Genomic DNA, 16473 nt, shown 5'->3' with positions numbered 1-16473 from the left:
GTTTCGAATCGCACGCGATTCGCCTGCGGAACGGTATCCGCTTGCAAGCGGATACTCCGTTGCCGAACACATCCGCCGGTTTGGTGTTACAAGCTCTCGTAATGCGCAAAACCGCTGGCGAGAACGCCCAGCAAAGCCTCATCCCGCCACGGCTTCTCCACAAACTTGTAGATCGCGCCCTTGTTGATCGCGTCGGCCAGGTTGGCCGGCGTGACATCCGCCGTCAGCAGCACCCGCACCGTGCGCGGATACATGCTCTTGATCCGCTGGAAGAAGTCGATCCCCGTATTCCCGATCAGCTCCTGATCCGAAATCACAACGCCAACCTCATGCCCCGCCAGCAGCTCATACGCTTCCGGCAGCCCGTGCGCGGTCAGCACTTCAAACCCCTGCCCGTCCAGCATCTTGCAGAAGGTCGACAGCACCTGCGGCTCGTCATCGACCAGCAGCACCGTGCGGCGCTGGACGCTGCGCGCGAGCGGCGCCATGTCCATGCCCATGTCGCGCTCCAGCATCGCCAGCATCGCCTGTTCCGGCACCGGGCGGCTGAAGTAGTAACCCTGGATCTCGTCGCATCCCTCGGCCGCCAGCAGCCGCAGCTGCCCTTCGGTCTCGACGCCTTCGGCGATCGCGCGCAGCCCGAGGCTGTGCGCCATGCGGATCACCGCCGTGACGATCGACCGGTCTTCCGGATTGCTGGTAAGCCCGCGCGTGAACGACTGGTCGATCTTCAGCTTGTCCACCGGGAAGCGCTTCAGGTACGATAGATTCGAATAGCCGGTGCCGAAATCATCGATCGACATGCCGATGCCGGTCGCCTTCAGCCGGTGCATCAGCTCGATCGAGGCTTCCGGATCGTTCATCGACAGGCTTTCGGTCAGCTCCAGCTCCAGCAGCCGCGGATCGACCCGGTGGCGTTCGAGCGTGGTGCGTATCAGCTCGTCCATCTCCTGGTCGGAGAACTGCGAGGCCGCCACGTTGACCGCGATCGGCACTACCGGAACACCGGCATCGAGCCAGGCGCGCAGGGTGGCGCAGGCCTTGTTCAGCACCCACAGGCCGATCGCGTTAATCAGGTTGCTTTCCTCGGCCACCGGGATGAACTGCATCGGCGGGACCAGGCCCAGTTCGGGCGACTGCCAGCGCACCAGCGCTTCCATGCCAACGATGCGGCCGCTGCGCAGGTCGACCTGCGGCTGGTAGTGCAGCACGAATTCGTCGCGCTGGAGCGCGCGGTGCAAGCCCTGTTCGAGCGCCACGCGCGCGTCGAGGCGGTTCTGCATTTCCTGCGTAAAGAACTGGAAGCTGTTGCGTCCCCCTTCCTTGGCGCGGTACATCGCGATGTCGGCCTGGCGCAGCAGCGCCTCGGCCTTGCTGCCGTCTTCCGGATAAATGCTGATGCCGATACTGCCGGTGACGACGTGCTCCTGCCCGCCCAGCATCACGGGCTGGCCGAGCCGCGTCGCGATACGCCCGGCGATCATGGCCGGGGTGGTGTCGCCCAGCGGGTTATCGAGCAGCAGGACGAATTCGTCGCCGCCCAGGCGCGCCACGGTGTCGGAGCCGCGTACGCAATGGCGCAGGTGGCTGGCGACCATGCGCAGCAGGTCGTCGCCGCAGGCGTGGCCGAGCGTGTCGTTGATATTCTTGAATTTGTCGAGGTCGACGAACATGACCGCGAGCTTGTCGCCGTGCCGCTCGGCGCGCCGGATCGCCTGCGCCAGCCGGTCGAGGAACAGCGCGCGGTTGGGCAGGCCGGTCAGCAGGTCGTGCGTGGCCTGGTGTTCGATCGCCATCTCGTGCTGGCGCCGCTCCGTGATGTCGTGTGCGACGTTCATCACGGATTCAGCGTCGTTGAAGCGGATCGCGCAGCCGAAGAACTCGACGTCGACCAGTGAGCCGTCGACGCGCGCGACGCGCAGCGCGCAGCGCGGCTGCTGCTGCGCCGCGGCGAGGTCGCCAAAAATCCCCTGCGCCATCTGGGCGTGGAATTCCTCGGGAATCAGGTCGATCGCTTCGCAACCAAGCAGCTGCTCGGGCGCGGACGCGCCGAACAGCTGCTGCGCCGCCGGATTCATGAACACGACCTTGCCGCCGGTGTGGATCCAGATCGCGTCCGGCATCAACTCGACCAGCGTGCGGTAGCGCGTCTCGCTCTCCTCCAGGTCGGAGTTGAGCTGGCGGAGATTCAGGTTGATGTCGTACAGCTCCCGGCTCTTTTGTTCGAGCAGGGTTTCAGCTTCCTTGCGGGCCGTCCGTTCGCGCATCAGGCTGCGCGATGCGACGGTCGTGACTACCGGTTCAATCATGCCTGCCCGGTTGTCAGGTCGAAGCGCGAACGGTGCACGCCGCCTTCTTTTTCAAGGTCGGTGCGGACCACGGCGATCGGCTCGCCGAAGTGCTTGATGCAGCCCTTGATCAGGCCTTCGGCCAGGTCGGCGAAGCCGCGCGGCGAACTGTAGGTAAGCACCAGCTGGCCCGGCGCCGGGCGTTCGCAGGTGAGGCTTGGCAGCTCGGCGTCCGGATACAGCTTGCGCACTTCGACGTGGATCACGCCGTCGATACGCTCGAGGAAGTCGAACGAGTTGGCGACATCGCCGAACAGCGCCGGGTAGCCGACCGAGAAGCGAACGAACAGGTGTTCGCCGAACATCAACACCAGGTCCGACGTGGTCAGGCCAGTGGCATTCGACAGCGCCGTTACCAGCCGAACCAGTTCGGCGTGGTCATAGGTGCCGACCGAGGTGTAGGCACCGTCGTTGGGCAGGTCCGCTTCGCCGATGATCCGGTCCAGCATATCGAGTCCCATGCGGGATTCGACCAGCTCCATAAACTCCGTAAATACGACGCCCTTCATGTTTTTCCCCAGTGCATTTGTCCGGACGCAGAAGTATATCGGGGATATTCTCGCCGGGCCACGTGCTTGTTTTGGACAAAATTACCCGATGTGGATAAAGATGCATCAAAAGGGCGCGTAATACGACCAGGCGCGTGCGCGGCCCCAGTGCGGACGCATTGGGCCGGTTAATGGTGTTGGCCAGGTTGGCAACGCTTATGTCGCCGCTTTGCAACACGCCTACCTTCAGTCCTGGGCTGGTGGCACTGCCGGCTTGACCCCGGTCCAATCGCGCATCAACGAGTAGCCGACGGCGAGCAGGGTCGGGCCGATAAACAGGCCGACGAAGCCAAACGCCAGCACGCCGCCCAGCACGCCGAGAAGGACCAGCAGGAACGGCAGGTCGCTGCCGCGGCTGATCAACAGCGGCTTGACGACGTTGTCGACGCCGCTGATCAGCACCAGGCCCCAGACGATCATGAAGACGCCCCAGCCGGTGCTGCCCTGGTCGAACAGCCACAGCGCCGCGCCGCCCCAGATAAGCGGTGGACCGATCGGCACCAGCGACATGATGAAAGTGGCGACGCCGAGCAGCGGCACGCCCGGCACGCCCGCGATGGCGAAGCCGAGGGCCGCCACCAGTGCTTGCGCCAGCGCGGTGCCGAGCAGGCCATACATTACGCCGCGCACGGTCTGGCTGACGATGTCCGCGACCTTGGCCGCGCCCTCGCCGATCAGCTTCTGCATGGCGACCGCCACCGACGACACCAGCTGCAGGCCGTCGCGGTACAGGAAGAAGCTGACGAAGGCGGCCAGGCTCATATGGGCGACGCCGGCGCCAAGCACAATGCCGCCGCTGAGCAGGTATTTGCGCGCCGGCTCGAGCATGTTGCGCGCCAGTTCGAGCATCTGCTCGCGGCTGTGCATCAGTTCCATGGCGTAGGCATAGATCGATTCGCCCACCATCGGAATCCGGCGCAGCCACAGCGGCGGCTCGGCGTTCCCGGTTTCGACCGCGATGCGCAGTTGTTCGTAGAAGCGACCGACATCGTCGGCCAGATTGTAGGCGACCAGTGCCAGCGGCATGATCACCACAAAGGTCAGGGACAGCGTCATGGTCAGCGCGGCCAGCGTGCGCCGCCCGCGCATGACCGCGAGCAGGCGCATGTACAGCGGCCAGGACGAGATGACGACGGCGCTCGCGAACAGGATCGCGGCGAGGAAGGGGCGAAGTACGTAAAGGCAGCCTATCGTCAGCAGCGAGATGGCGGCCAGCTTGGCGTAGTTCGTCGGTCCGTCGCGTCGATCCATATTTTTCTTTGTTCTTTTCGCGGACTACAGCAGTTGCTTGATGTCGTGGGCCAGCGGCTCGACGCCCTGGCCATAGCGGACGAACAGGCGCACCTTGCCGTTGCGGTCGAATACGTAGCTGGCGGCGGTGTGGTCCATCGTGTAGCTGCCCGGTTCCTTGCCTGGCACCTTGGCGTAGAACACCTTGAACTCTTTCGCTACCGCGGCGGTCTGTTCCGGCGTGCCGCGCAGGCCGATGAAGCGCTTGTCGAAGGCCGGCACGTACTGGGCCAGCAGTTCCCGCGTATCGCGCTCCGGGTCGACGGTCACCATCAGCACCTGCACGTCGTCGGCTTGCGGGCCGAGCGCTTTCATCACGCCGGCCATTTCGGCCAGCGTCGTCGGGCAGACATCCGGGCAGTGGGTGAATCCGAAGAACATCACCACCACTTTGCCCTTGAAGTCGGCCAGGGTGCGCGGCTTGCCGGTATGGTCGGTCAGCGCAAAATCTTTCGCGTAGTCGAGGCCAGTCAGGTCGGTGTTCTTGAAGCTTGGCTGCTGGCCAGGCAGCTTGTCGCAACCGGCCAGCAGCAGCGCCAGTGCAAAAATCGAAAGTAGTTTTTTCATGTCAGAGCTTGATGTAGTGGTCGACCAGCAGCGCGGCAAACAGCAGCGACAGGTACATGATCGACCAGGCGAAGGCCTTGCGCCCGACCTGGTCGCTGTAGTGGCGGTACACGCGCCAGCCGTGCCACAGGAATATGGCATTGAGGACGATCGCGGACGCGAGATAGATCAGGCCGCTCATGCGCACCACGAACGGCAGCAGCGTGGTCGCGGCCAGCATGATCGAATACAGCCACACGTGGAAGCCGGTGAAGTTCATTCCGTGGGTGACCGGCAGCATCGGCAGGCCGGAACGCGCGTAGTCGTCGCGGCGGTACATGGCCAGCGCCCAGAAGTGCGGCGGCGTCCAGACGAAAATGATCAGCACCAGCAGCCATGCTTCCATCGGCACGTCGTTGGCGATCGCGGCCCAGCCCAGCGCGGGCGGCATCGCGCCCGACAGGCCGCCGATGACGATGTTCTGCGGCGTGGCAGGCTTGAGGATCAACGTGTAGATGATGGCGTAGCCAACGAAGGTGACGAACGTGAGCCACATGGTCAGCGGGTTCACCAGCGCGTACAGGATCCACATGCCGGCCCCGCCGATCAGCGCGGAGAACACGATGGTCTGGGTGTTGGTCAGCTCGCCCATCGCCGTCGCGCGGCGGGCGGTGCGCGCCATGCGCGCGTCGATCTTCGCTTCGAGGATGCAGTTCACGGCGAAAGCCGCGCCGGCCAGCAGCCAGATGCCGGCCGTCGCGGCCAGCACGGTGCGCCACGGCGGCAGTTCGTCGGTGGCTAGGAACATGCCGATCACGGCGCAGAACACCGCCAGCTGGGTGACGCGGGGCTTGGTCAGCGTCCAGTACTGGGCGAAACGGCTGGTCGGTTTTGGGATTGCGGTCTGGGTCATCTTCAGGGGTGTGAGGCTTGCGGCGAAAGCGCGCTTGCGGGAGCGCGTTGCGCAGGAACGAGTTGATACTTTAACTGGTAGTTTAACATGGTCACCAGCAGCACCAGGACGGCAGCGCCCGCGTTATGCAGTACCGCGATGGCCAGCGGGAAGTCGAGGAACACAGTGGCAAGGCCCGTGACAAGCTGCGCGGCCAGCGCGATCGCCAAGAATCGGGCGGTCCTGCGCAGGCCGGCATGCGGCCAGGCGCGCCACACGGTGAAGCCGACGACCGCGAACACGACGAAGGCGAAATTGCGGTGCACCCAGTGGATCGCGGTCAGCGCCGAAAACGGCAGGTAGTGTCCGGCCGCGGTCTTGCCCAGCTCGCGCCACAAGGTGAAGCCATGTTCGAAGTCCATGTCCGGCACCACTTTGCCGCCGCACAGCGGGAAGTCGGTGCAGGCCAGCGTGGCGTAATTGGTGCTGACCCAGCCGCCCAGCGCGATCTGCACGAACAGCAGCACGAACGATACGATTGCCAGCGGGCGCAGTGCGGCCAGCGCCGCTGCGCTGGCGCCGGCAGCCGGCATTGGCCGCAGCGCGTGGTCCTGGCGGCCGCCCATCCACACCAGCAGTGCCAGGAGGCCCATGCCGAGCAGCAGGTGGATCGTGACGATTACCGGCTGCAGCTTGAGGGTGACGGTCCATGCGCCAAACGCGCCCTGGACGCAGACGAAGAAGAACAGCGCGGTCGGGATCGCAGGCGAAAACTCGCTGCGGCGCGTCTTGCGCCACTGGAGCCAGGCGGTTGCCATCAGCGCCATGATCAGCGCGCCGATGCCCATCGCCAGGTAGCGGTGCGTCATCTCGATCCAGGCCTTGACCACCGTGACCGGGCCGGTCGGCATCAGTGCTTCGGCAGCGGCGATCTGTTCATGCGCGATGAACGGGTTGGCGGCGCCATAGCAGCCCGGCCAGTCCGGGCAGCCGAGGCCCGAATCGGTCAGGCGCGTGAAGGCGCCGAAGACGATCAGGTCGAAGGTCAGGAACACGATCACCCAGACCAGCTTGCGGTATTTATTGGCGTCGGACGACATCCACACCATCGCCAGCGGAAGGCTTGCCGCCAGCAGGCCCTTTACGGCCAGCAGTACCAGTGCCGAGGTCTCCATGGGTCAGCCGATCGCGGAAGCTTTGAGCAGCTTGCCGAGGTCCTTCTTCACCTTGGCCGGGTCGGCGTCCTTCGGGAAGCGCATCATCAGGTTGCCGAGCGGGTCGATGAGGTAGATATGGTCGGCCGCGCTGCCGCCCTGCTCCACCGGCAGCCATTTGGCGACAGCCTCCGCCGGCACGCGCAGCATCTGGGTGCCTTCGATCACGCGCATCAGCATGGTGTCGAGCGGCGTGGTGTCGGTCACCAGCCAGACACGTTCGACGCGCTCGCGCTCCTTGCCCTGCATCAGGCGCAGCTGGCGCATCTGCACCAGCTGGTCGCGGCATTCCTGCTGGCAGTCGCCATTGTCGACGTTCAGCATGATCCACTTGCCTTTGAACTGATCCAGGCTGGCCGGCTGGCCGTCCAGCGCAGTCGCGCCGAGCTGCGGGATCGGGTGCTCGCGCGGGTCGAGCAGCTGACCGTAATTGGTGCGGCCCGATGGCTTGATCACGTAATACGCCAGGTACGACAGCAGCAGCGGCGATGCGCACACGAGCAGCACGGCAAACAGCTTCCAGCGGCCGGTGCGTTTTTTGATGGTGTTACTGGTCTGGTTTTGGTCCACGTCTGAATCCTGTAATCACGAAAAACAGCAGCGCCATCACAGCCAGCGCATACCATTGGAAAGCATAGCCCTGGTGCTTTTCAACGCCCAGGGAGGGAGCCGGCCAGTCGCGCACCAGCTGTTCGCCGGGCTGCACTGGGTCGGTCTGTTCGATGAAGAAGGGCTGCAGTTGCAGGCCGCTCGCCTGCGCGAACTGCGCCACTTCGATGTTCTGCAAAATCGCGCCCGGCTTGACCGGTGGCGCGCTACCAAGCTGCATGACCTTGCCGAGGGTGCCGCGCGCCACGCCGCTTACCGTGACCGTGCCGCTCGGCGTGTCGAACGAGGGCTTCAGGCCTGCGGCGCCCGCGGGACGCGGCAGCCAGCCGCGCGCCACCAGCACGTGCATATCGGTTCCGGCCAGGCGCATCGGCATCAGCAAATAAAAGCCGGGGCCCTTGCCCTCCTGCGGGCGGTTGTCGAGCAGGATCGGCCAGCCGGCCACGAATTCGCCCGTCGCCGTGACCTTGCGGTGCTCGGCGCTTGCGGCAACGACCGGTGCGGTGTCCAGCGCAAGCGGCGCCGCATGCGCGCCCGCATTGATCTGTTCCTGCACCGCGATCTTGCCGGTCGCGCGGCGGTCCTGCCACTGGCCGAGCGAAATCCCGAGCGCCACCAGCAGCACGGTGGCGACGAACGGAATCGGGCGGAAGCGGAAAGCGCGCATCGAACGACTTAGCGGATGCCGGTCGGCGTGATCCAGCCAAGCTTATTGGCCAGCAGGATCAGCAGGAACAAGCTGACCGACAGGCCGACGCGCATGGCCAGCGCGCGCATCGTGCGCGGGCTCTTGCCCTTGTCGCGCATCAGGAAAAACAGCGCCGACGCGAGGCTGGCGATAATCATGATGAAGGCAAGGGCGACGAGGATTTTCATGGTATTCCGGGGGTTTGCTAAGCGATCGGCGATTCGGCAAAAAAGCCGCACGCAGGATTATCCCACGTGCGGCTTTTTCGAGTGGAGGGTCGCCCCTCCGGCAATTACAGCCAGTAGACGACGACGTACAGGCCGAGCCAGACGACGTCGACGAAGTGCCAGTACCATGCGGCGCCTTCGAAGCCGAAGTGGTGCTCCGGCGTGAAGTGGCCCTTCATCAGGCGGTACAGGACAACTGCCAGCATGATCGCGCCGACGGTCACGTGGAAGCCGTGGAAGCCGGTCAGCATGAAGAAGGTCGAACCGTAGATGCCCGAGGTCAGCTTCAGGTTCAGTTCGCTGTAAGCGTGCATGTATTCATACACCTGGAAGCCCATGAAGATGGCGCCCAGCAGTACGGTCGCAGCCAGCCAGACGATGGTCTTCGAACGCTTGCCAGCCAACAGCGCGTGGTGCGAGATGGTGAGGGTCACGCCGGACAGCAGCAGCAATGCGGTGTTGATGGTCGGGATAGGGAACGGGCCCATGGTCTGGAAGCTGTCGATTACGCCTGCAGGACCGGTGTTGCCCCAGTGTGCAGCGAAGTCAGGCCAGATGACCTTGTGGTCCAGGTCTGCCAGCCAAGGCATCGAGATGGCGCGAGCGTAGAACAGCGCGCCGAAGAAGGCCGCGAAGAACATGACTTCCGAGAAGATAAACCAGCTCATCGACCAGCGGTACGACAGGTCGATACGCTTGCTGTACAGGCCAGATTCGGATTCCTTGATGGCGTCGCCGAACCAGAAGTACAACACCACCAGCGTCGACAGGATGCCGGCGATGGTCAGCATCGGGCCAAACGAGGCGCCGTTGACCCAGCCCGATGCACCGATCATGGTGGCAAGCAGGGACATACCTGCGAACAGCGGCCAGCGGGACGGGCCCGGCACGAAGTAGTACGGCACGCCGGTTTTGGTTGAACTCATCTTCATCTCCTAAATCAAACTGTATTCGGTGAATTTCTTGCTGCTGTTTAGTTAAATCTTATTGTGCTACCGCGATCCGTACCACCATCACCAGCACGCCGATGAAGACGGCCGCCCCGATCAAACCGGCGATGATGACATGCACCGGGTTCAGGCTGGCCGAATCGCTTGCGTAATCCTTGCCCTTGCGGACGCCGAAAAAGGACCAGAACACGGCCTTCATCGTGGCGCCGAACGACGCCTTGCGGCGCGTGGCCTGCTTCATTTCATCCATCGCGCCTGCCCTTGTTACTTCGCCGCGGTCATGCCGGCGATTTCAAAGAACGTGTACGAAAGCGTAATCGTCTTTACTTCGCGCGGCAGCTTCGGGTCGATGAAGAACACGACCGGCATCTGCCTTGCCTCATTCGGGCCCATCGTCTGCTCCTTGAAGCAGAAGCATTCGACCTTCATGAAGTGCGGCGTGGCCGACTGCGGCGCATAGCTTGGAATCGCCTGCGCCTTGATCGTCCTCGCCTGCGTGTTGACCACTTCGTACATCACGGTGGCCAGCTCGCCGGGGTGAACTTCGATGCTGCGCGTGGTCGGGCGGAAGCGCCACGGTCCCTGCGCGTTGCCATCGAGTTCGATGGTAATCGTGCGCGTTTTGTCGACCTGGGTGTTCTCAGGCCGCGACGCCATGCCATCCTGCGTCAGCACGTTAATGCCGAGTACTTCGCACAGGTGCTTGTACATCGGGATCAATGCGTAGCCGAAGCCGAACATCATCACTGCGAGTACAACCAACTTGCCCAGCATCTTTTTATTGAGCTGGATCCTGCCTGACTGTTCGCGACTCATCTCACATCAACCAGGTGCGCTTGACGAAGACAGCTACGAAAAAGAACAGGGCGATTGCGCCGATGATCAGGCCGGTCTTCAGGTTATTCGATTTTTTCGGATCAGGCATGGCTACCACTTATTTGGTTCTGCGGCTGCGCGGGCGGTGAGGCCCGCGCGGCCGGTACTGCGATTACTTGACCAGCGGCGGCGTTTCAAACGTGTGGAAAGGCGCCGGGCTAGGTACGGTCCACTCCAGGCCTTCCGCGCCATCCCATGGCTTGTCGGCTGCTTTTGCGCCGCCACGGATGGTCGGCAGGATCACGAAGAACAGGAAGTACGCTTGCGACAGGCCGAAACCGAAAGCGCCGATGGTGGCGATGGCGTTGAAGTCGGTGAACTGCGCCGAGTAATCCGCATAGCGGCGTGGCATACCGGCCAGGCCCAGGAAGTGCATCGGGAAGAAGGTGATGTTGAACGTGATCAGCGATGCCCAGAAGTGGAACTTGCCGCGGAACTCGCTGTACATGTGGCCGGTCCACTTTGGCGCCCAGTAGTAGAAGCCGGCGAACAGCGCGAACAGCGAACCTGCCACCAGCACGTAGTGGAAGTGCGCCACCACGTAGTAGGTGTCCTGCAGCTGGATGTCGATCGGGGTCACAGCCAGGATCAGGCCGGTGAAGCCGCCGATGGTGAACACGAAGATGAAGCCGACCGAGAACAGCATCGGGGTTTCGAAGGTCATTTCGCCCTTCCACATCGTGGCAACCCAGTTGAAGACCTTCACGCCGGTCGGAACCGCGATCAGCATGGTTGCGTACATGAAGAACAGCTGGCTGGTCACCGGCATGCCGGTGGTGAACATGTGGTGCGCCCAGACGATGAACGACAGGATCGCGATCGACGCGGTGGCGTACACCATCGAAGCGTAGCCGAACAGCGGCTTGCGTGCGAATGCCGGCAGGATCTGCGAGACGATACCGAACGCCGGCAGGATCATGATGTACACCTCCGGGTGTCCGAAGAACCAGAAGATGTGCTGGTACATGACCGGGTCGCCGCCGCCGGCAGCGTTAAAGAACGAGGTGCCGAAGTGACGGTCGGTCAGGGTCATGGTGATCGCGCCTGCCAGGACTGGCATCACGGCGATCAGCAGGTAGGCGGTGATCAGCCAGGTCCAGCAGAACATCGGCATCTTCATCAGGGTCATGCCAGGAGCGCGCATGTTCAGGATGGTGACGACGATGTTGATCGAACCCATGATCGACGACGCGCCCATCAGGTGCATCGCGAAAATACCCATGTCCATGCCGATACCCATCTGGGTCGACAGCGGTGCGTACAGGGTCCAGCCGGCAGCGGTGGCGCCGCCAGGCACGAAGAACGATGCAGCCAGCAGGAACGCGGCAGGCGGCAGCAGCCAGAACGAGAAGTTGTTCATGCGCGCGAACGCCATGTCGGATGCGCCGATCTGCAGCGGGATCATCCAGTTGGCGAAGCCGACGAAGGCCGGCATGATCGCGCCGAACACCATGATCAGGCCGTGCATCGTGGTCAGCTGGTTGAAGAACTCAGGCTGGAAGAACTGCAGGCCAGGCTGGAACAGCTCGGTGCGGATGCCCAGCGCGAGAACGCCGCCCGACATCAGCATGATGAGGGAGAACCACAGGTACAGCGTACCGATGTCCTTGTGGTTGGTCGCGAACAACCAGCGGCCCAGGCCGTGTGGATGATCGTGCGCGTGATCGTGGCCGTCGTGGCCGTGTGCGTGATCGATTGTGCTTGTGCTCATCTGAAGCTCCTAATTACTTGCGTGCAGCCAGAACTTCGGCTGGTTGAACGATGTTTTCCGATGCCTTGTTCGACCAGTTATTGCGGGTGTAGGTGATCACCGCAGCAATATCCGAATCCGACAGTTGTTTCCATGCTGGCATTTCCGAAGGGAACTTGCCGGTCTTCTGGCCGTTCAGCAGCACGTCGATCTGGGGCGCTTTCGCGCCCAGCACCACCGCCGAGCCGTCCAGCGCGGCGAACGCGCCTGGAACGCCCTTGCCGTTGGCCTGGTGGCAAGCGACGCAGTTGGTGTTGTAGACGGTTTCGCCTTTGGTTTTCAGTTCGTCGATGGTCCAGACCTTGGTCGGATCGTCAGCCAGTGCCGCCATTTCTTTCTTCTTGCCTGCCACCCATGCGCTGTAGTCAGCATCGGAAACGACGCGAACGACGATTGGCATGAACGCGTGTTCCTTGCCGCACAGTTCGACGCAGTTGCCGCGGTAGGTGCCGATTTTCTCAGCCTTGAACCAGGTGTCGCGCACGAAACCAGGAATCGCATCCTGCTTGACGCCGAACGCTGGAATCGTCCAGGCGTGGATCACGTCGTTGGCGGTCAGGACCAGGCGGATCTTCTTGTTGACTGGAACGACGACTTCATTGTCGACTTCCATCAGGTAGTCGATGCCGCGTGCTTCGGTCGGGGCCACGCCAGGCGCGCCAACTTGCGAGCGCGGGGTCGACAGGTTCGACAGGAAGGAGATGCCCTCGCCTTCGCCCTTCAGGTAGTCGTAGCCCCATTTCCACTGCATGCCGGTGACCTTGATGGTCAGGTCGGCGTTCGAGGTGTCCTTCATTGCGACGACGGTCTTGGTCGCTGGCAGCGCCATGCCGATAACGATCAGGAAAGGAACAATGGTCCATGCGATCTCGACCGCGGTCGACTCGTGGAAGGTTGCCGCCTTGTGGCCCTGCGAACGGCGGTGCTTGAATACCGAATAGAACATCACGCCAAACACGGCGACGAAGATCACCAGGCAGACGATCATCATCCAGGTGTGCAGCGTGTTGATTTCGTCAGCGATGCGCGTTACAGGCATCTGCAGGTTCAATTGATTCTCAATTGGACGCCCCTGCACCTGTGCCACGGCCAATGCCGGAAGCCCGGCTGCCGTAACAGCCAGACCGAGCATCAAGGCTTGAAGTCGCTTTGCATATGTCATGTTTTCCCCAACCACCCAAAGATAAGAATATTTTTAAACGCCCGGCAATCCCGGCCTGCTACCGCCGACGCTCCAAAACCATCGCACAAAAAGGCCCCATACCGATGCTTCGCGCCAGTTGCCGCGAACCCGGTTGGAACCGTCACAGCGAACCCGGTGGAGAAAACGCACTGGTGGACGCTGGCTTGCTATTGCGCTCGACTGTCATGCCGCTGAGTTCGCTTATTTTCTAAGCAGACACAGCCACAGTCGACAAAATTAGTCGTTGATTATACTCAATGAGTAGCTTGTTCATCAAGGAATAATCACCCGCGTTGTCGCCTGAAGCCTTGTATTTCACCGGGGCGTACCCACGTTCCGGCACGCTAGCGCGGCCTTGGCGGCTCGAACCGGATGATCGCCTCGCCGGCCGCGGTCTTGCGCGGAGCCGGCCGGAAAGCGTGCCCGTAGATCACCTCGAAGGTCAGGCCCAGCTTGCCGTCGGGACGGCGCTGGCGCTCCAGCGCAACCAGCATTTCTTGCCATGCTGCACGACCGAGCAGTCCGCGCGCGCGCGTCGCCAGCGGATTGCCGCCCAGCGCGCGCACGTCGGTCAACAGCGCCTCCGGCGTGTCGTAGGTGACCGTAATGACTTCCATGTCCATCACCGGCGTTGAAAAACCCGCCTCCACCAGCTGGTCGCCGAAATCATGCATGTCGACGAAAGGCAAGGCGTGGGGCGACTCGTCGACGGCGGCAAATGCCGCGCGCAGCTCGCGGAAGGTGTCCGGACCGAAATTCGAGAACATCAGCAAGCCTTCCACCCGCAACACCCGGCGCCACTCGGCAAACACCCGGTCCGGCTGAGGATGCCAGTGCAGCGCCAGGTTCGACCACACCAGGTCGATGGAGTTCGGCCCCAGCGGCAAAGCGCCGAAGTCGCCGCACACCAGGTCGATGCCGGTTTTGGCGGGCATCAGTCGGTTCAGCATCGACTTCAGGCCGGAAGCGGGCGTGAACGCCCTGGCCCCCGCCACCATCGCCGCGCTGGCGTCGATACCGATGACCTGTGCGGCGGGGTAGTCCTTCTGCAACACTGCAAGGTCGGCCCCGGTGCCGCATCCCGCATCAAGCACCTGTGCCGGCGCCAGTTTGACCAGCGCCAGCCGGTCGTGCATGCGCGCAGCAATTTCGCGGCGCAGGAAGTCCGACGGCGCTACGCGGGCAGGATCGGCGAACAAGGTGCGCACGCGCGCCAGGTCGATCGGCGCGCTCATTTTGGAGGGAGACTGGGGATTTGCCATGGCAGTGTTGCGAATTCGTGACGCGAGAATGAGATAATGGCCGAAGTGTACATGTTTGTTGCGAGGCGAGCCCGTGGCCGACCGTTTGCGCCTGAGTCTGCAACGCTGGCCGTTCGCGCTGGCGCGCGCCCTGCTGCCCTCCTCCTGCGCCTTGTGCGGGGGCGGCTGCGACGGCGTGGTCTGTCCGCCCTGCCATGGCGAATACGTCGCGCCACGCAAGTCGCGTTGCCGGCGCTGCGCCAACCCGCTCGGCTTCGACGGCGACGGACGGATCGAGTGCGCGGTTTGCCTGACCGAGCGGCGCGCGTTCGATGCGACGCTGGCGGCAACCGACTACGTCGCGCCGCTCGACCAGTTGGTCCTGCAGCTCAAGTTCGGCGGCAAGCTGGCCCTGGCGCCCTGGTTCGCCCAGATGATTGGCGATACGGTCCGGGCCGATCGCCAGTTCCTGCTGCCGAATGTGCTGTGCCCGGTTCCACTGGGACGCCAGCGGCTGGTGGAGCGCGGGTTCAACCAGGCGCTGGAGATTGCCAGGCCGCTGTCGACGCTGCTCGGGGTTCCGCTGCGGCCACGGTTGGCGATCCGGGCGCTGGAGACAGTCGCGCAATCGGGCGTGGCGCCGGACCAGCGCCGCCGCAACATCCGCAATGCGTTCATCGTCTCGCCGGACGCGCTGGCGATGGTGCGCGGCCAGCATATCGGCATTGTCGACGATGTCATGACCAGCGGCCACACGCTGAATGAACTGGCCGTCACGTTCAAGCGTTTCGGCGCGGCGCGCGTGAGCAACCTGGTATTCGCGCGCACGCCGCCCCATTGATTTTTAAGGAGAAGCACCTTGTTCCATGTTGTTTTGGTCGAACCCGAGATCCCGCCGAATACCGGCAACGTCATCCGCCTGTGCGCCAACACCGGTGCCCAGCTGCACCTGATCGAGCCGCTCGGCTTTCCGCTGGACGACACCAAGATGAAGCGCGCCGGGCTGGACTATCACGAGTACGCCAACATGAAGGTGCACAAGAGCTGGGAAGACTATCTTGCGTCCGAGCAGCCGGACCCGTCGCGCATGTTCGCGATGACCACGCACGGCTCGTCGCCGTTCGCCAGCGCCAGCTTCAGGCCGGGTGATGTGTTTGTGTTCGGCAGCGAGACGCGCGGCCTCGCGCCGGAGCGGCGTGAATCGTTTCCGCCTGCGCAGCGCATCCGGCTGCCGATGATGCCGGACAACCGCAGCCTGAATTTGTCGAATACGGTTGCGGTTGTTGTGTTCGAGGCGTGGCGCCAGAATGGCTACGCCGGCGGCGCCTGACAGCTAGTGCAGTGACGGGTTGGAGGAGGCATCCGTCACGGGGACGTTGCGGCTCGTTCCAGCCTGGCCGATCTGGTACGCCTCGACCGCACGGTGGGTGTCGGTTTGCTCGCGGAACGCGGTGACCTTGCCATCGCGAACCGTGAAGATGTGCACCCAGTCGCTGCCCCAGTCGGCACCTGTCGCCCTGACAGTCCAATCGTAATGGCCGAGGACCACGACGCGGTCGCCGTGCGCGATGAATTCGCCGGGCCGGAAGTCGCGCAGCTGCTGGGCTGCCGCGACCAGCTGGAAAAATTCGGCGACGTTCTCGCGTCCCTGGCGCTTGCCCGCGAACGGGAGGCCGGGCACGTCCGGCTCTTCCCATGCGATGTCCGGCGCCATGCTCGACAGCAGCCGTTCGCTGTCGCCGTTGATGAAGGCGTCGTACACCTGCCGGATGAGCTCGATGTTTGCTTGCTCGTTCATGATCTTCTCCTGCACGTGGGACCAACAACAGTATCGGTCGGGGCGACACCAACTGCAATGGCACCCGAACAAGCATTACGCCGCAAGGTGAGGAAAAGCCACGCCGGTGGAATCTCATACCAGCCTGTCCGCGGTCAAGTGCGCGCCGAAAAGGATGGCGTCGCGGCAGTTCGTCTTGTTCGGGTCGGAGCCTGCCGCAAAGCGTCCGCGCCGCTTTGGGCTCTTGAAGGGGCAGTTTGAAATTCCCGATGACTTCGACGCTCCATTACCGGACGACGTGCTTGCCGATTTTGAAGGCAGGTAATGCGCTTAT

The 16473-nt window shown here is 63.2% G+C and carries 19 protein-coding genes and 1 pseudogene; 3 read left to right on the top strand and 17 right to left on the bottom strand.

The annotated features are described in order from the left end of the window. Positions 1 to 86: 86 nt before the first annotated feature. The 16 genes from HHL21_RS15965 to HHL21_RS15895 form a co-directional block, all read right to left on the bottom strand. Complete coding sequence (locus HHL21_RS15965; protein ID WP_169467628.1) at positions 87 to 2309, bottom strand: EAL domain-containing protein; 2223 nt, start codon at positions 2307 to 2309, stop codon at positions 87 to 89. Continuing rightward, positions 2306 to 2857: a heme NO-binding domain-containing protein gene (locus HHL21_RS15960; RefSeq protein ID WP_169467626.1), complete on the bottom strand. Its 552-nt coding sequence runs from the start codon at positions 2855 to 2857 to the stop codon at positions 2306 to 2308. Before HHL21_RS15960 ends, HHL21_RS15965 begins: the two co-directional genes overlap by 4 nt. 225 nt (positions 2858 to 3082) lie before the next feature. Then, the gene (locus HHL21_RS15955) at positions 3083 to 4147 is read right to left on the bottom strand and encodes an AI-2E family transporter (protein ID WP_169467624.1); all 1065 of its coding nucleotides are present in this window, start codon (positions 4145 to 4147) and stop codon (positions 3083 to 3085) included. Positions 4148 to 4171: 24 nt separating this feature from the next. Further along, the gene (locus HHL21_RS15950; RefSeq protein ID WP_169467623.1) at positions 4172 to 4753 is read right to left on the bottom strand and encodes an SCO family protein; all 582 of its coding nucleotides are present in this window, start codon (positions 4751 to 4753) and stop codon (positions 4172 to 4174) included. 1 nt (position 4754) lies between these two features. Next, positions 4755 to 5645: a heme o synthase gene (gene cyoE / locus HHL21_RS15945; protein ID WP_169467621.1), complete on the bottom strand. Its 891-nt coding sequence runs from the start codon at positions 5643 to 5645 to the stop codon at positions 4755 to 4757. 2 nt (positions 5646 to 5647) lie between these two features. Then, positions 5648 to 6799, bottom strand: a complete 1152-nt coding sequence (locus HHL21_RS15940; RefSeq protein ID WP_169467619.1) for a COX15/CtaA family protein — start codon at positions 6797 to 6799, stop codon at positions 5648 to 5650. A 3-nt stretch (positions 6800 to 6802) separates the two neighbouring features. Further along, on the bottom strand, positions 6803 to 7408 hold the full coding sequence (locus HHL21_RS15935) for an SCO family protein (RefSeq protein WP_370659740.1): 606 nt from the start codon (positions 7406 to 7408) through the stop codon (positions 6803 to 6805). Next, on the bottom strand, positions 7386 to 8114 hold the full coding sequence (locus tag HHL21_RS15930) for an SURF1 family protein (RefSeq protein WP_169467617.1): 729 nt from the start codon (positions 8112 to 8114) through the stop codon (positions 7386 to 7388). The genes HHL21_RS15935 and HHL21_RS15930 overlap by 23 nt, the downstream gene beginning before the upstream one ends. An 8-nt stretch (positions 8115 to 8122) precedes the next feature. After that, positions 8123 to 8323 carry a twin transmembrane helix small protein gene (locus HHL21_RS15925; protein WP_169467615.1) on the bottom strand — a complete coding sequence of 67 codons (201 nt, stop codon included), beginning with the start codon at positions 8321 to 8323 and terminating at the stop codon, positions 8123 to 8125. 104 nt (positions 8324 to 8427) lie between these two features. After that, the gene (locus tag HHL21_RS15920) at positions 8428 to 9288 is read right to left on the bottom strand and encodes a cytochrome c oxidase subunit 3 (RefSeq protein ID WP_169467613.1); all 861 of its coding nucleotides are present in this window, start codon (positions 9286 to 9288) and stop codon (positions 8428 to 8430) included. A 58-nt stretch (positions 9289 to 9346) separates the two neighbouring features. Further along, positions 9347 to 9562 carry a DUF2970 domain-containing protein gene (locus HHL21_RS15915; RefSeq protein WP_169467611.1) on the bottom strand — a complete coding sequence of 72 codons (216 nt, stop codon included), beginning with the start codon at positions 9560 to 9562 and terminating at the stop codon, positions 9347 to 9349. A gap of 14 nt (positions 9563 to 9576) precedes the next feature. Then, a complete protein-coding gene (locus HHL21_RS15910; protein ID WP_169467609.1) occupies positions 9577 to 10128 on the bottom strand; it encodes a cytochrome c oxidase assembly protein in 552 nt (183 codons plus the stop codon). Position 10129: 1 nt separating this feature from the next. After that, entirely contained in the window at positions 10130 to 10237 is a 108-nt protein-coding gene (locus HHL21_RS21755; RefSeq protein ID WP_229496484.1) for a cytochrome oxidase small assembly protein, read from the bottom strand. Between the two features lie 63 nt (positions 10238 to 10300). After that, entirely contained in the window at positions 10301 to 11899 is a 1599-nt protein-coding gene (ctaD, locus tag HHL21_RS15905; RefSeq protein ID WP_169467606.1) for a cytochrome c oxidase subunit I, read from the bottom strand. 13 nt (positions 11900 to 11912) lie between these two features. Next, positions 11913 to 13100, bottom strand: a complete 1188-nt coding sequence (gene coxB / locus HHL21_RS15900; protein WP_169467605.1) for a cytochrome c oxidase subunit II — start codon at positions 13098 to 13100, stop codon at positions 11913 to 11915. A gap of 365 nt (positions 13101 to 13465) precedes the next feature. Then, entirely contained in the window at positions 13466 to 14383 is a 918-nt protein-coding gene (locus HHL21_RS15895) for a methyltransferase domain-containing protein (RefSeq protein ID WP_229496482.1), read from the bottom strand. A gap of 73 nt (positions 14384 to 14456) precedes the next feature. On the opposite strand from HHL21_RS15895, the gene HHL21_RS15890 reads away from it, so the two are divergent. Both HHL21_RS15890 and trmL read left to right on the top strand, forming a co-directional pair. Then, the gene (locus HHL21_RS15890) at positions 14457 to 15203 is read left to right on the top strand and encodes a phosphoribosyltransferase family protein (RefSeq protein ID WP_169467603.1); all 747 of its coding nucleotides are present in this window, start codon (positions 14457 to 14459) and stop codon (positions 15201 to 15203) included. A gap of 18 nt (positions 15204 to 15221) precedes the next feature. Next, positions 15222 to 15692, top strand: a complete 471-nt coding sequence (gene trmL / locus HHL21_RS15885; protein ID WP_169467601.1) for a tRNA (uridine(34)/cytosine(34)/5-carboxymethylaminomethyluridine(34)-2'-O)-methyltransferase TrmL — start codon at positions 15222 to 15224, stop codon at positions 15690 to 15692. Positions 15693 to 15695: 3 nt separating this feature from the next. Here the strand turns inward: trmL and HHL21_RS15880 are convergent, their stop codons facing one another. After that, the gene (locus tag HHL21_RS15880; protein ID WP_169467599.1) at positions 15696 to 16160 is read right to left on the bottom strand and encodes a nuclear transport factor 2 family protein; all 465 of its coding nucleotides are present in this window, start codon (positions 16158 to 16160) and stop codon (positions 15696 to 15698) included. A gap of 199 nt (positions 16161 to 16359) precedes the next feature. Here HHL21_RS15880 and HHL21_RS21750 point away from each other — a divergent pair. Beyond that, positions 16360 to 16464, top strand: a pseudogene (locus tag HHL21_RS21750) (type II toxin-antitoxin system prevent-host-death family antitoxin); the annotation flags it as partial. Between the last annotated feature and the right edge of the window lie 9 nt (positions 16465 to 16473).

This window comes from Massilia polaris, from assembly GCF_012927275.1.
GTDB classification, from domain to species: domain Bacteria; phylum Pseudomonadota; class Gammaproteobacteria; order Burkholderiales; family Burkholderiaceae_D; genus Telluria_A; species Telluria_A polaris.
The sequence above is the reverse complement of the archived record's forward strand: the minus strand, read 5'-3'. Positions and strand labels throughout refer to the sequence as shown.